The organism is Janthinobacterium sp. GL_088 (genome assembly GCF_057837845.1).
The window spans coordinates 6,333,631-6,347,466 of record NZ_CM174453.1; the positions used below are offsets into that span (position 1 = coordinate 6,333,631).

At 63.8% G+C, this 13,836-nt stretch carries 13 protein-coding genes; 6 read left to right on the plus strand and 7 right to left on the minus strand.

Annotated features, from left to right (window positions below):
- The first annotated feature begins 1 nt into the window (after position 1).
- The 3 genes from AC3IQ7_RS28400 (at position 2) to nagZ (ending at position 4,561) form a co-directional block, all read left to right on the plus strand.
- Complete coding sequence (locus AC3IQ7_RS28400) at positions 2 to 1,015, plus strand: M48 family metallopeptidase (RefSeq protein ID WP_489207975.1); 1,014 nt, start codon at positions 2 to 4, stop codon at positions 1,013 to 1,015.
- Positions 1,016 to 1,238: 223 nt separating this feature from the next.
- Positions 1,239 to 2,849 (plus strand): FMN-binding glutamate synthase family protein, encoded by a 1,611-nt coding sequence (locus tag AC3IQ7_RS28405; RefSeq protein WP_489207976.1) that lies wholly within the window; start codon positions 1,239 to 1,241, stop codon positions 2,847 to 2,849.
- Positions 2,850 to 3,019: 170 nt separating this feature from the next.
- Positions 3,020 to 4,561, plus strand: a complete 1,542-nt coding sequence (gene nagZ / locus AC3IQ7_RS28410) for a beta-N-acetylhexosaminidase (RefSeq protein WP_489207977.1) — start codon at positions 3,020 to 3,022, stop codon at positions 4,559 to 4,561.
- 49 nt (positions 4,562 to 4,610) lie between these two features.
- On the opposite strand, the gene AC3IQ7_RS28415 is transcribed toward nagZ, so the two are convergent.
- From AC3IQ7_RS28415 to AC3IQ7_RS28430, 4 genes are all read right to left on the minus strand, one after another.
- Positions 4,611 to 4,772, minus strand: a complete 162-nt coding sequence (locus AC3IQ7_RS28415; protein ID WP_322425881.1) for a hypothetical protein — start codon at positions 4,770 to 4,772, stop codon at positions 4,611 to 4,613.
- Positions 4,773 to 4,843: 71 nt separating this feature from the next.
- Positions 4,844 to 5,119: a DUF6587 family protein gene (locus AC3IQ7_RS28420; protein ID WP_489207978.1), complete on the minus strand. Its 276-nt coding sequence runs from the start codon at positions 5,117 to 5,119 to the stop codon at positions 4,844 to 4,846.
- 9 nt (positions 5,120 to 5,128) lie between these two features.
- Positions 5,129 to 7,030 carry a ferrous iron transporter B gene (gene feoB, locus AC3IQ7_RS28425; RefSeq protein ID WP_099376662.1) on the minus strand — a complete coding sequence of 634 codons (1,902 nt, stop codon included), beginning with the start codon at positions 7,028 to 7,030 and terminating at the stop codon, positions 5,129 to 5,131.
- Positions 7,031 to 7,032: 2 nt separating this feature from the next.
- Positions 7,033 to 7,317 (minus strand): FeoA family protein, encoded by a 285-nt coding sequence (locus tag AC3IQ7_RS28430; RefSeq protein ID WP_077408814.1) that lies wholly within the window; start codon positions 7,315 to 7,317, stop codon positions 7,033 to 7,035.
- A gap of 412 nt (positions 7,318 to 7,729) precedes the next feature.
- On the opposite strand from AC3IQ7_RS28430, the gene AC3IQ7_RS28435 reads away from it, so the two are divergent.
- Positions 7,730 to 7,945, plus strand: a complete 216-nt coding sequence (locus AC3IQ7_RS28435) for a (2Fe-2S)-binding protein (protein WP_034745611.1) — start codon at positions 7,730 to 7,732, stop codon at positions 7,943 to 7,945.
- Between the two features lie 17 nt (positions 7,946 to 7,962).
- Positions 7,963 to 8,664 (plus strand): energy transducer TonB, encoded by a 702-nt coding sequence (locus tag AC3IQ7_RS28440; protein ID WP_077409313.1) that lies wholly within the window; start codon positions 7,963 to 7,965, stop codon positions 8,662 to 8,664.
- 219 nt (positions 8,665 to 8,883) lie between these two features.
- Here AC3IQ7_RS28440 and AC3IQ7_RS28445 read toward each other — a convergent pair whose 3' ends face one another.
- Complete coding sequence (locus tag AC3IQ7_RS28445) at positions 8,884 to 9,564, minus strand: Fe2+-dependent dioxygenase (RefSeq protein WP_489207979.1); 681 nt, start codon at positions 9,562 to 9,564, stop codon at positions 8,884 to 8,886.
- Positions 9,565 to 9,985: 421 nt separating this feature from the next.
- Here AC3IQ7_RS28445 and bfr point away from each other — a divergent pair, with 421 nt between their 5' ends.
- On the plus strand, positions 9,986 to 10,462 hold the full coding sequence (bfr, locus tag AC3IQ7_RS28450) for a bacterioferritin (RefSeq protein ID WP_034745609.1): 477 nt from the start codon (positions 9,986 to 9,988) through the stop codon (positions 10,460 to 10,462).
- Positions 10,463 to 10,643: 181 nt separating this feature from the next.
- Here bfr and AC3IQ7_RS28455 read toward each other — a convergent pair whose 3' ends face one another.
- Both AC3IQ7_RS28455 and AC3IQ7_RS28460 read right to left on the minus strand, forming a co-directional pair.
- Positions 10,644 to 11,972, minus strand: a complete 1,329-nt coding sequence (locus AC3IQ7_RS28455; protein WP_489207980.1) for an MFS transporter — start codon at positions 11,970 to 11,972, stop codon at positions 10,644 to 10,646.
- Entirely contained in the window at positions 11,969 to 13,831 is a 1,863-nt protein-coding gene (locus AC3IQ7_RS28460; RefSeq protein ID WP_489207981.1) for an alpha-amylase family glycosyl hydrolase, read from the minus strand. Before AC3IQ7_RS28460 ends, AC3IQ7_RS28455 begins: the two co-directional genes overlap by 4 nt.
- Between the last annotated feature and the right edge of the window lie 5 nt (positions 13,832 to 13,836).

A 13,836-nucleotide genomic window follows, 5' to 3' on the forward strand; every position in this document is an offset into this window, starting at 1 on the left:
CATGACGCCCGATCACGACGCGCCGGGCGCGGCCCCCGTGCCAGCGCGCTATTTCGACGGCCAGACCTCACGCCTGTACCACGTCACGCTCAGCGTGCGCGATGGTCAGGCCGTGCTGGCCGGCGACATCGAGCGCAGCTGCCCCTTGGGCGAGCTGCACGTGTCCGAACGCAGCAGCCACGCCGTGCGCAAGGTCAGTTTTGCCGATGGCGCCTACCTGGAAATCGCCGACCAGCTTGCCTTCAACAGCCTGCTGCACGACACGGGCCACCGCGACGGCTGGGTGGTGCGGCTGCAGCAAAGCTGGCGCGGCGCCCTGCTGGCCACGGTCGCCACCGTGCTGGCCCTGTGGCTCAGCTACCAGTACCTGCTGCCGCTGGCGGCCAAGGGCATCGCGTACACCCTGCCGCAGTCTGTCGAACGGCAGCTGGGCCAGGGCGTGCTCGACATGCTGGACCGCCATGTGTTCGCGCCCAGCCAGCTCGATGGCGCGCGCCAGCAAGCCTTGCGCGCCCAGTTCGCGCGCCTGGCCACGCCAGGCGACAGCACGCCCGTGCACCGCATCGTTTTCCGCAAGAGCAAGATCGGCCCGAACGCGTTTGCCCTGCCATCCGGCGACATCGTGCTGACGGACGAAATGATCGAACTGCTGCCGGACGACCTGGCCATCATGGGCGTGCTGGCGCATGAGCTGGGGCATTTGCAGCAGCGCCACCTGACGCGGCGCATCATCCAGACTTCGGCCGTCGGCGCCGGCGCTGCGCTGCTGTTCGGCGACGTGTCGACGGTGGTGGCGACCCTGCCGCCGCTGCTGCTGGACTTGAAGTATTCGCGCGACGTCGAACGCGACGCGGACGACTACGCCATCGCCATGCTGCGCCAGAACGGCATCCCGCTGGAACACCTGGCGCAAGTGTTTGTCGCCCTGGGCAAGCTGGACGAGAGTACGCCGTACCTGTCGAGCCATCCGGCCAGTACTGAACGCATCGAACGCATCCGCGCCGCACAACGGTGAACACCTGACCAAACCTACTGCGCGTCGCGCTTTGCGGCCGGCGATGCTCACCGTACTAAAGTACGGTTGCGCTTCTCGGCCACAAATCACTGCCGCTCGCTACGGTTTTGTCAGGTGTCGCACGTATGGACAGCGTCGCTCTAACAGTACACTTTCCCAGTCAGCAAGATCTACAAATCACCGGTACACTCAGCAATATCAGCCTGACTTCACCGGAGTGCCCATGCACCTAGTACCATTTCGCTACCTGACCTTCATTGCGACGGCAGCCATCTTTGTCCTGTCCCTGTTTTACTACGATCATTACTGGCTGCCCGTGCTGGCCGGCGCGCTGACCCTGGTCGGCATCAGCGATCTGCTGCAAACGAAGCGCGCCCTGCGCCGCAACTACCCCATCCTCGCGCATTTCCGTTTCTTCTTCGAGAGCATCCGCCCCGAAATCCGCCAGTATTTCCTGGAAAGCGACAGCGAAGCGACGCCGTTCTCGCGCAGCCAGCGCAGCATCGTCTACCAGCGCGCCAAGGAGCAGACGGACAAGCGTCCGTTCGGCACCCAGCTCGACGTGTATGAAGCGGGCTACGAATGGATTAACCATTCCATCGCTCCCGCCAAGGTGACGGGTCACGATTTCCGCATCGAGATCGGCAACCATCCGGACTGCCCGCGTGAAAAGCCGTATTCGGCCAGCGTCTTCAATATCTCGGCAATGAGCTTTGGCGCCCTGTCGGCCAACGCCATCCTGGCCCTGAACGGCGGCGCGCGCAGCGGCGGCTTCATGCACGATACGGGCGAAGGCAGCATCAGTCCTTATCACCGCGAAAACGGCGGCGACCTGGTGTGGGAAATCGGCTCCGGCTATTTCGGCTGCCGCAACCAGGACGGCACGTTTTCGGAAGAGCGCTTCATCGCCAACGCCAGCTCCGAGCAGGTCAAAATGATCGAGCTGAAAATGTCGCAGGGCGCCAAGCCGGGCCACGGCGGCGTGCTGCCCGGCCCGAAAGTGACGATCGAGATCGCCACCACGCGCGGCGTGATGGTGGGCGAGGATTGCATCTCGCCGGCCGCGCACAGCGCCTTTTCCACGCCACTGGAAATGCTGCACTTCATCGACCGCCTGCGCACGCTCTCCGGCGGCAAGCCGACGGGCTTCAAACTGGCCATCGGCCATCCGTGGGAGTTTTTCGCCATCGTCAAAGCCATGCTGGAAACGGGCATCACGCCCGACTTCATCGTTGTCGACGGCAGCGAAGGCGGCACGGGCGCCGCGCCCCTGGAATTCACGGACCATGTCGGTACGCCGCTGCAGGAAGCGCTGGTGCTCGTGCATAACACCCTTGTGGGCGCCAATCTGCGCGAACGCATCAAGATCGGCTGCTCGGGCAAGATCATCACGGCCTTCGACATCGCCCGCCTGCTGGCGCTGGGCGCCGACTGGTGCAATTCGGCGCGCGGCTTCATGTTCGCGCTGGGCTGCATCCAGTCGCAAAGCTGCCACACGGACCGCTGCCCGACCGGCGTGGCCACGCAAGACCCGCAGCGCCAGCGCGCGCTGGTGGTATCCGACAAAATCGCCCGCGTGGCGCACTTCCATCAGAACACCATGAAGGCGCTGGCCGAACTGATCGCCGCCGCCGGCCTGGCGCACCCGCAGGAACTGCGTCCGCACCACCTGGTGCGCCGCATCTCGCCGAACCAGGTGAAACTGGCCTCGGCCCTGCTGCCCTTCCTGGAAGCGGGCCAGCTGCTCGACCCGAGCCAGCTGCCGCAACTGCCGCCCGTGTTCGGCCTGTACTGGCCCAAGGCACAATCGGCATCGTTCCAGCGCCTCGATTGATACGGCCTTTGCGCAAGTGGAGCAATACCACTTAATAACCACTTGCGCAATTATCTGAATCCAATACAATACCAAAAAAAGGCAGCTTTTCCGGTGATTGTCCAGATGCGTCACCAGGGGCCAGAATACGGACTTGTCGTCATCAGAATGAATACCGGAGGAGTTGCAGCATGGAGCAGGGTTTGCGCGAGAAAGTAGGACAGCTATTCATGGTGGGCTTCGACGCCCTGCAGGCGGACGAGCATATCAAGACCTTGATACGCGAAAAAAAGGTGGGCGGCGTGATCCTGTTCCGCCGCAACGTGCACACGCCCGCGCAAGTGTCGGCCCTGTGCCGCGAGCTGCAGGAAATCAACGCGGAAGTGTCCGACACCCCGCTCTTGATTTCCATCGACCAGGAAGGCGGCATGGTGATGCGCATCGAGCAGGGCGTGACGCCACTTCCCGCCGCGATGGCCTTCCAGGCGGCCGGCTCCATCGAGGACTGCGAACGCATGAACCAGATCAGCGGCGATGAAATGCGCCAGGTGGGCATCAACCTGCTGCTCGCCCCCGTGCTGGACGTGAACAACAACCGCAACAATCCCGTCATCGGCGTGCGCGCGTATGGCGAGGATGCCGCCACCGTCATTGACTACGGCATGGCGGCCATGCGCGGCCAGCGCGCCAGCGGCGTGGCCGTGACAGCCAAGCATTTCCCCGGCCACGGCGACACGGCCATCGATACGCACTACGCCATGGCCCTGGTCCCGCACGACAAGGAACGCCTGCGCGCCGTGGAACTGGCACCCTTCCGCGCAGCCATTGCCGGCGGCGTGGACGCCATCATGACGGCGCACGTGGTCTTCCCCGCCTTCGAGGCCGACACCAGCGTGCCGGCCACCCTGTCGAAAGGCGTGCTGACGGACCTGCTGCGCGGCGAGTTGAAATACCAGGGCGTCGTCATTACCGATTGCCTGGAAATGGCGGCGATTGCCGACGGCATCGGCATCGCCCAAGGCGCCATCGCCACCCTGCAGGCAGGCGCCGACATCGTCCTCATCTCGCACCGCGAAGCGCAGCAGACGGCCGCCATCGATGCCGTCATCGCCGCCGTGGAGCGCGGTGACATTGCGATCTCCCGCATCGACGCGGCTTGTGCGCGCGTGGCTGAACTCAAGCGCAACCGCGCCGTGCGCGACTGGCGTGCGCGCCCCGTCACGCCACCGGCGCTGATGCAGCCGGCCGCCATGGCCCTGTCGCAGCTGCTGCAAAAAGCCGCCTTGCGCGTGCAGGGCGACTACCGCCCGCTCGACGCCAGCCTTCCCGTGACCCTGCTGACGGTGGAAGTGCGCTCGCGCAGCGAAATCGACGAAGTGGCGCTGGGCCGCAACAAGGAAGCGCGCAGTTCGATGCTGCCGGCGCTGCTGGAAGCGGGCCTGGACGTGCGCGAGTACGCCTTGTCGGCCGAGGCGCTGGACGACGAAGTCAACGAGGCCATCGCCTTTGCGCAAGGCGCGCAGCAGGTCGTGCTGCAAACGTATAACGCCATGTTCGTCGGCGGCCAGCGCCGCCTCGTCGACGCCCTGCCGCACGATAAACTGTGGCTGGTGGCGGGCCGTTTACCGTATGACCTGGACCTGGCGCCCAACGCGCAAGGCCGCCTGGCCGCCTTCGGCTGCCGCCCGGCCGCGCTGGTGCCGGTCGTCGACAAGCTGGCCGGCAAAGCGTAAGCGCCGTACTGCAGACGTAAAAAAACCCGCATGCGCGGGTTTTTTTCATTCAGGTTGCTGCGACGGGCGGCAGAGCCGCCACCGCCAGCAAGGCAAACGGCCCGAGGAACAGGCCGATGCCGAACCAGAGTCCCCCGTGGCGGCCGCGCCGGCTGGCCAGCAGCCAGGTGGCGATCGCAAACAGAAACATGAAGATCAACAGTATCGCCATTGCCACTCCTTGCCATGCGGAAATCCCAATGTAGCCCACTGGCGCGCCCATGACCAGACCTACATCAAGCCCTAACGCTGTACCTGCATCAGGATCACGCGCTTGCTGCTGCCGTCGGCCGGCGGCGTGTTTGACGGCGGTGGCGGACTGTCGCAGGAACCGCAGGAACCGCAACCGCTGCCGCAGCCCGGCGCCACCTTGAAGAAGGCCGACAGCTTCGCCTCATCGAGGCCGCAGCGCACGAGGCCGCGCACGATGGCGCGGCGCACGCCCGCCGGCAGGTACTTGGTCGAAAAATGCAGCAGCGCGGCTGCGACGATCAGAGCGACGATCAGGGTTTGCCACATGCTTTTCTCCTAAGCGCCCAGCATCAGGGCGACGCGGTACGTGATGAACGAGGCGGCGTAGGCCAGGGCGAACATGTAGCCGGCCATCAGCAGCGGATAGCGCCAGCCTCCCGTCTCGCGCTTCACCACGGAGAGGGTCGACAGGCACTGCGGCGCAAACACATACCAGGCCAGCAGGGACAGCGCGGTGGCCATCGACCACGAATGGGCAATCAGAGGTTCCAGCGTGGTGGCCAGCGCGTCGCCCGTTTGCGACAGCGCGTACACGGTGCCCAGGGCGCCGACGGCCACTTCGCGCGCCGCCATGCCCGGCACCAGCGCGATGCAGATCTGCCAGTTGAAGCCGATCGGCGCGAAGATCACTTCCAGGCCGCGGCCCAGGATGCCGGCCAGGCTGTAGTAGATCGGCGGATGGATCGCATTGTCCGGCGGGCCGGGGAAGGTGCTGAGGAACCACAGGATGATCATCAGGCTCAGGATGATGGTACCGACGCGCGTGAGGAAGATCTTCGCGCGCTCCCACAGGCTGACGGCCAGGTTGCGCAGATGCGGCCAGTGATACGCCGGCAGTTCCAGCATCAGCGGCTGGTTGCCGCGCACGCCCATGCCGCGCTTCATGACCCAGGCCACGGCCATGGCCGAGATGATGCCGGCGAAGTACAGCACGAACAGCACCAGGCCTTGCAGGCTCAGATAGCCCCATACCTGGCGCTCGGGGATGAAGGCGGCGATGATCAGCGCATACACGGGCAAACGCGCCGAACACGTCATCAGCGGCGCGATCATGATGGTGACCAGGCGGTCGCGCGGGTTCTGGATGGTGCGCGCCGCCATCACGCCGGGAATGGCGCAGGCAAAGCTCGACAGCAACGGGATGAAGGCGCGGCCGGACAGGCCCACGCCGCCCATCAGGCGGTCCAGCAAAAATGCCGCGCGCGGCAGGTAGCCGCAGTCTTCCAGGCTCAGAATGAAGAAGAACAAAATCAGGATCTGCGGCAGGAACACCAGCACGCTGCCGACGCCGCCGATGATGCCTTCCACCAGCAAGCTTTTCAGGTGACCGTCGGGCATGTTCGCCGTCAGCACGGCGCCCAGGTGGCCCACGCCATCGGTGATCATTTCCATCGGCGTGGCGGCCCAGGCAAACACGGCCTGGAAGATCAGGAACATCAGCACGGCCAGGATGATGGGACCGAATACGGGGTGCAGCACCACGTCGTCGATCTTTTCCGTCAGGTTGCCCTTGTCGCTCGTGTCATTGCTGACGGCGGCCAGGATGCGGCGCACTTCGCGCTGGGTTTCTTCGACGGTGACGGCATCGATGGCCGCCAGCGGTTTCGCTTCCACGACCGGCAGCGGCAGCATGGCGTCGATGGCGTTCAGCAAGGCTTTTTCGCCGTCGTGCTGCACCGCCACGGTTTCCACCACGGGCATGCCCAGTTCAGCCGACAGTCTGGCCGTGTCGATGAGCATGCCGCGCTTGCGCGCCACGTCCGTCATGTTCAGCGCCAGCAGCATGGGCAAGCCCAGGCGCTTGACTTCCAGCACCAGGCGCAGATTCAGGCGCAAATTGGTGGCGTCGACGACGCAGATGATGGCGTCCGGACGCGGGTCGCCGCGGCGCAGGCCGCCCACCACGTCGCGCGTGATGGCTTCATCGGGCGTGGTGGCCGACAGGCTGTAGGCGCCCGGCAGGTCGAGCAGGCGCACGGGCTTGCCGGCGGGCGAAGTGAAATGGCCTTCCTTGCGCTCGATGGTCACGCCGGCGTAGTTCGCCACTTTCTGGCGCGCGCCCGTCAAACGGTTGAACAGGGCGGTCTTGCCGCAGTTGGGATTGCCCAGCAAGGCAATTTGTGGCTGATGCGGCGGCTTGTGCACGCCCGCATCGACGATAGTTTCGACAGCACCCATGGTCATTCCGGTTGAAGCAGCGGTTGAATCGTGATCAGCGCCGCTTCGAAGCGGCGCAGCGCGAACGTGGCATTGCCGACCTTGATGGCCAGCGGATCGCCACCGGGAATGCCGCGCTTGAGCATGCGGATACGTTCGCCGGGAACGAATCCCAGCTCCATCAAACGGCGGGCCAGGTCGACGCCGTCCTCCGTCTGTCCTGCCGTGTGGGGCGTGATATGCAACACCGTGCCGCTCTGGCCGACTGCCAGCGCATCGAGCGTCATCATGGGTGGAACTAGAGTCATGAGCAAATTCCGTTCAAATTAAGAACACCTGATACCGGCGACGGCGCAAGGCGCCTTGCACCGGTTCGAGGTTTGTGAGGTAAAACGCAACTGTTGCGCATTACCGACAAGCGGCCATTCAATCTGTCCAGACGGCGACCGTCCGAGACAATACCAGCATTATAAACATGAATGCGAATAGTTTTTATTTAGCCCGGAGAGCCGCCCCCATCAAGGGCTGCGTCATACGGGAACATGGCCTGTCAAGCTGCGGCGCCAGGCCGCCAACTGCCGCACACTTGATCAAAATCGCTTGCATTGTCCTGCACTTTGCGCGACAATGAAACGTAATGATAATGATTCTCATTAAAACACTAGCAACAATGCTTTCCAGCACTAGTGTCTGTTCATCCTCCAGCCAGAAGGTGTATCAATGATTGTATGTGTCTGCAACAACATATCTGATCGTGAAATCCGTCAAGCCGTCGATCTTGGCCTGTCCAGCATGGCCGAACTGCGCCGCGACCTGGGCGTGGCCACCTGCTGCGGCAAATGCCACACCTGCGCACGGGAAGTGCTGAACGATCACCTGAACGCCACCGTGGCGCTGCAAGAAACCGTATTGATGCGAGCTGTACTGACAAACTAAAGAAAGCGATGAACGCCATGACGATGATGCCCCCGCCCGTAACGGTGCAGGCCGTGCAGCAATTTGCCGACTTCGACAAGAAGCGCAACAAATTCGCGCCGCTGATGGCCATCGTCGTCCTGCATATCGCCGGCTTTTACGCCATCCAGAGCGGCCTGCTGAGCCGCGTGGTCACGGCGGCCATGCCGACCATCACCACCATCAGCATCATTGCCCCGCCAGCGCCGCCCAAGCCGCCGGCACCCTCCGTACCGAAAACCGTGGAATTGAGTGCCCCCGTGCCGCGCGCCGTGATCCCGCCGCTGCCGCTGATTGCCGTGGCGCCAAGCGAACCGACGATCACGCCGCCGCAGCCGACGCGCGCCGAAGCGGCACCGGTTGCCACCGCCGCGCCGACAGCACCATCGACACCGTCGCCGACGCCGCCTGCGCCGTCGACGCCGCGCACCGTCAGCAGCGTCGAATACATCAAGGCGCCGCAACTGATCTACCCGAACCTGTCGCGCCGTCTGGGCGAAAGCGGCACCGTGGTGTTGCGCATCCTGATCAATGAAAAGGGCTTGCCCGAGCAAATCCTGATCCATAAATCGACCGGCTACGGCAACCTCGATGAAGCGGGCCGCCAGGCCGCCCAGCGCGCGCTGTTCAAGCCGATGATCGAAAACGGCAAGCCCGTCCCCGTGTACGTGCTCGTGCCCCTGACCTTCCAACTGAGCTAGCCTTCCGGCGGCCACGGCGCCGCTGCCAGCCCGCAAGCATCGCACCATGTGCCCTGCTTGCTTTTTTGCGCCCTGTTTTTTTAGTCAAGCGATTTGCTTGTTTCAGTCTGCCAGCCTACATCCCCGGGCCCGGCAGACTTTTTTTTGCCGGTGCTTCACGCAGTATCGTAGGTCGGATTAGCGCGGCCACAGGCCACACGTAATCCGACACCGCCACGATCACATCTCCGCCCACATCCTGAGCAGGTTGTGATAATGCCCCGTCAAGCCCACGGTCGCCGGTGAATCGCCGTGCTCGCCGCGCACGCTCTGGATGTTTTGATCGAGCTCGAACAGCATGCTGCGTTTCCAGTCTTCGCGCACCATGCTTTGCGTCCACAGGAAGGAGCAGATACGCTCGCCGCTGGTGACGGGCAGCACCTGATGCACGCTGCTCGACGGATACACAATCACGTCGCCGGCCGGCAGTTTCACTTCATGCGTGCCGTAAGAATCGACCACCACCAGCTCGCCGCCTTCGTACTCGTCCGGCTCGCTCAGGAAGACGGTCGACGAAACGTCGGCGCGCATCGACTGCATGCCGTTTTTCGGCGTGCGGATGGCGCCGTCGATATGCAGGCCATAGTGCTCGCCGCCCGCATAGCTGTTGAAGAAGGGCGGCAGGATGCGCAGCGGCAGCACGGCCGAGAAGAACAGCGGATTGACCATCAGCGCGCGGCTAACGATCTCGCCCAGCTCCAGCGCCAGCGGCGAACCCTCGGCCAGTTGGCGATTGCGCTTGACTTGCGCGCCTTGCGCCCCGACGCTGGCGCGTCCGTCGACCCAGTCCGTCTGCGCCAGGCGCTGGCGAAAATGCGTGACCTGTTCCGGCGTCAGCACGCCGGGTATATGCAGCATCATCTTGCTATCCTTTTTCAATAAATATCGCTGCCTGATTATCGCATCGCCGGCAGCGGCCAAGAAGACGCAAAAGCAAGAACGGAACAACATTTCCCGCCTTTTCAGCGCGACCATGCAGGCGCGCCAGCGGCGGCCAAATAGCGGCGGGAACGCGAATGAGAATGGCCTTCATTTTCCTTAACAAATAAAAAACGGAAAAATGTGGCAATCCATTTGAGAATGGGTTTTATTCGCACGATATTTACGTTAAAAAGACGGAAAAATGCCGTTTAGCGCCCGAAATCGCCCATATTTTGCGCTATCATGCGGGCATAGCGAAACCGGCAACCTGCGCGCCACCAGGCAGCCAGCGCCACCCGGCAGTGAACGCCAGCAGCCTCCGGTTTCATCATCGAACGCAATACAGAACAAAGGAAATCCCATGAAGGGCGATAAAGAAGTCATCCGCATGCTCAACGCACAGCTCACCAACGAACTGTCGGCCATCAACCAGTACTTCCTGCATGCGCGCATGTACAAGCACTGGGGCCTGGAAAAGCTGGGCAAGAAGGAATACGAAGAATCGATCGGCGAAATGAAACACGCCGACAAGCTGATCGACCGCATCCTGATGCTCGACGGCCTGCCTAACCTGCAAGCGCTGCACAAGCTGCTGATCGGCGAGAACACGCCGGAAATGCTGGAATGCGACTTGAAGCTGGAACGCGCCGCGCATGCCACCGTCAAGGAAGGCATCGCCATCAGCGAAAAAGCGGGCGATTATGTGTCGCGCGACCTGTTCCTGATGATCCTGGAAGACACGGAAGAACATATCGACTGGCTGGAAACGCAGATCGACCTGATCGCCAAAGTCGGCATCCAGAACTACCTGCAAAGCCAGATGGCGATCGAAGAGTAATGAGGACACCTGCCAAAACCTACTGCGCGTCGGCATAGGCGGCCTGCGATGCTCACCGTACTAGAGTACGGTTGCGCTTCTCGGCCACCTCTTCCTTCCGCTCGCTACGGTTTTGTCAGGTGTCGTAACATCATTGGTGGAACAAGAAAAACCGGCAGAGCCGGTTTTTTTACGTGTGTCCTCAAGTCTTTGTGGCCTGCGGCGGTCGCAGCTTGACGAACAGCACCGCCACCGCTGCGCACAGCAACAGGGCGCCGGCCAGCCGGATGACGTTTTCCGGATTGCCGCCCAGCCAGCTGCGGTAATACAGCGGCAAGGTGAATATCTGGATGATCATCGGGATGACGATGAACATGTTGAAGATGCCCATGTAGACACCCGTGCGCTCGGGCGGAATGCAGCCGGCCAGCATGATGTAGGGATTGCCCATGATGCTGGCCCACGCCAGGCCCACACCCAGCATGGGCAGCAACAGCAGCGCCGGGCTATGGATCAGCGGAATGCTCAGCATGCCCACGCCGGCCGCGCACAGGCACAGGCTGTGCATGCGCTTGGGACCGAAGCGGCGCGTGAACGGCACCAGCGCAAAGGCGGCGACAAAGGCGACGAAATTGTAGAAGGCGCCCACCTGCCCGTTCAGCAGGCCCGCGTCGCGAAAACCTTGCGACGCGGGGTCCGTCGTGTGAAACAGGGTGGCCGCCAGCGACAGCGCAATGTACTGCCAGTAGCAGAACAACGCGTACCACTGGAACAGGTTGACGATGGCCAGCTGTTTCATCGTCGGCGGCATGTCGCGCATGGCCGCGCCGATGTCGGTCAGCGTGTGGCGCCAGCCGGGCGGCCGGCTGCGGATCGCCGCCAGCTCGCTGGCCGTGAGCGGGTTTTCCGGCGTCGTCTTCAGGGTCCACAACACCGAGGCGAGCGAGAACACGGCGCCGATCAGGAAGGCGGCGATGACGATGTGCGGGATATGGCTGCCATTGACGGCATCCTTGTTCATGCCCAGCATGACGAGCAGCGATGGCGTCAGATAGGCCAGCGTTTGTCCCAGCCCCGTAAACGCGCTCTGCGTGAGAAAACCCAGCGAGTGCTGCTTCTTGTCGAGCTTGTCGCTGACAAAGGCGCGGTACGGTTCCATCGTCACATTGTTGGCCGCGTCGAGTATCCACAGCAGGCTGGCGGCCATCCACAGGGTGGGACTGAACGGCATGGCCAGCAGGCCCAGGCTGCACAGGATGGCGCCGATCAGAAAATACGGCGTGCGGCGGCCCCAGCGCGTTACCGTGCGGTCGCTCATGGCGCCGATCAGCGGTTGCACGAGCAGCCCCGTCATGGGACCGGCCAGCCACAGGTACGGCAGGCTCGCTTCGTCGGCGCCCAGGTATGTGTAGATGGGGCTCATGCTGCTTTGCTGCAGCCCAAAGCTGAACTGAATGCCGAAAAAGCCGACATTCATGTTGACGATCTGCCAGAACGACAGATGCGGACGGTGCGCGGTGGCGTCGCTCATGACTGTTCCCTTTCCAGCCACAGCATATGCCATGGCTGCAAGCCCACCGTGCCGGCCAGCACGCTGCCATCGAGGCTGTTGCGCCATTCGCCTGCGGGCAAGGTGAAACGCTGGCTGGCGCCGCTGAAGTTGCTCAGGTTGAGAAACGCGTCGCCGCGCAGCAGCGCCAGCACGGCCGGCGTGTCGGCGGGCAGCACGCTGCGCGGCGCAGCGGCGGCCAGGGCCGGCAAGCGCCTGCGCGCATCGACCAGCTGGCGCAGCGCCAGGTACAGCCGGCCGCTGGCGCTCACGCCATCGTGGCGCCATGCCAGCAGGCTGTCGTCGAACGCGGGACGCTGCAGCCAGCGGCTGTCCATGGCCCGGTCGGCGTGCTGCGTGTAGCTGTCGTCGTTGGTCATGCCCAGTTCATCGCCCATGTACAGCACCGGCAAGGCGCCAAAGCTCAAGGCCAGGCCATGCAGCAGCAGCAGGCGCCGCAACGCGTATTCCTGCTCCTGCACCGTAGTGGCGCTTTGCAGGCCGGCCAGCGAGGCGGCCATGCCGTTGCTGCCATGCGCCTTGTCGGCGCTGCTGCTCTGGAAGGCGGCGCCGCGCGCATAGCTGCCCGGTGCCCCCGCAAAGAATCGCGCGATGCGCGCCAGGCGCGCCGGCCCGTCCGTGCCCGCTTCATTGAGCAGCACGTTCCAGCCGATGTCGTCGTGGCAGCGCACATAACTGAGCCAGCTTGCGGCCGGCGGCAGCGGCGGCGTGGCGGCGATCACCTGCTGCAGTAAGTCTGTGCTTTCCTCGGCCAGCGCGCCCCAGCCGGCGGCCATCAGGCTGCTGTGATAGGCGATATGGCATTCGGGCGCCGCATCGCTGCCAAAGTAGGCGGGCAGCTTGGGCGTGGGCACGATGGCTTCGGCCTTGAGCAGCACGCCCGGCGCGACGATGGCGGCAATCGCGCGCAACGCCTGCAGCAGGCTGTGGGCTTCGGGCTGGTTCATGCAGTCCGTGCCTTCGCGCTTCCACAGGAAGGCCGTCGAATCGAGGCGGAACACCTCGACGCCCTTGTTGGCCAGTCCCAGCATGGCGCCGGCCATGGCCGCGAAGACGGCTGGATTGGCGTAGTTCAAATCCCACTGGTAGGGATAGAACGTGGTCCAGACCCAGCGCTCGAGCTCCGGCACGAAGGTGAAATTACCGGGCGCCGCCTGCGGGAAGACCTGGCCCACGGTCTGCTCGTAGCGGTCCGGCTGCACACGGTCGGGATAGGTGTGGAAAAAATCGCGCAGCAACGGATCGCCGGCCTTGGCGCCCAGCGCCCACGCATGGTCGTCGGCCACATGGTTGAGAATCAGGTCCGAGCACAGGCTGATGCCGGCTGCGCGCAACTGCGCCGTCAACGCCAGCAAGTCGGCATTGCTGCCTAGCGCAGGGTCGACTTCCTCGAAGCTGGCGACGGCAAAGCCGCCATCGCTTTCACCGGCGCGTGCACGCAGGAACGGCAGCAGGTGCAGATACGTCACGCCCAGTTCGCGCAGGTGGGCAATGCGCGCCGTCACGCCCTGCAGGTTGCCGCCGAAGCGCTGCACATAGGCGCTGTAGCCGAGCATGGACTGGCTGGCAAACCAGTCCGGCTGCGCTACGCGCTGCGCATCCTGGCGCAGCAGTTCGGGGGCGCGTGCCGCATACAGCCGCCCCACGCTTTCCATCAGGTCGCCCAGCCAGGGCAGGAAGTCCGGCCGCTGGCCATACAGGCTGCCCAGGCGATCGAGCAAGACCGCCTCCTGGCGCGCATAGCGGCGCGCCGCATCGTCGCGCAAGTGCGTGGGGAGCGGCGCCAGCAGGCGCGCCAGGGGGCTGCGTATCGACATCATGAATC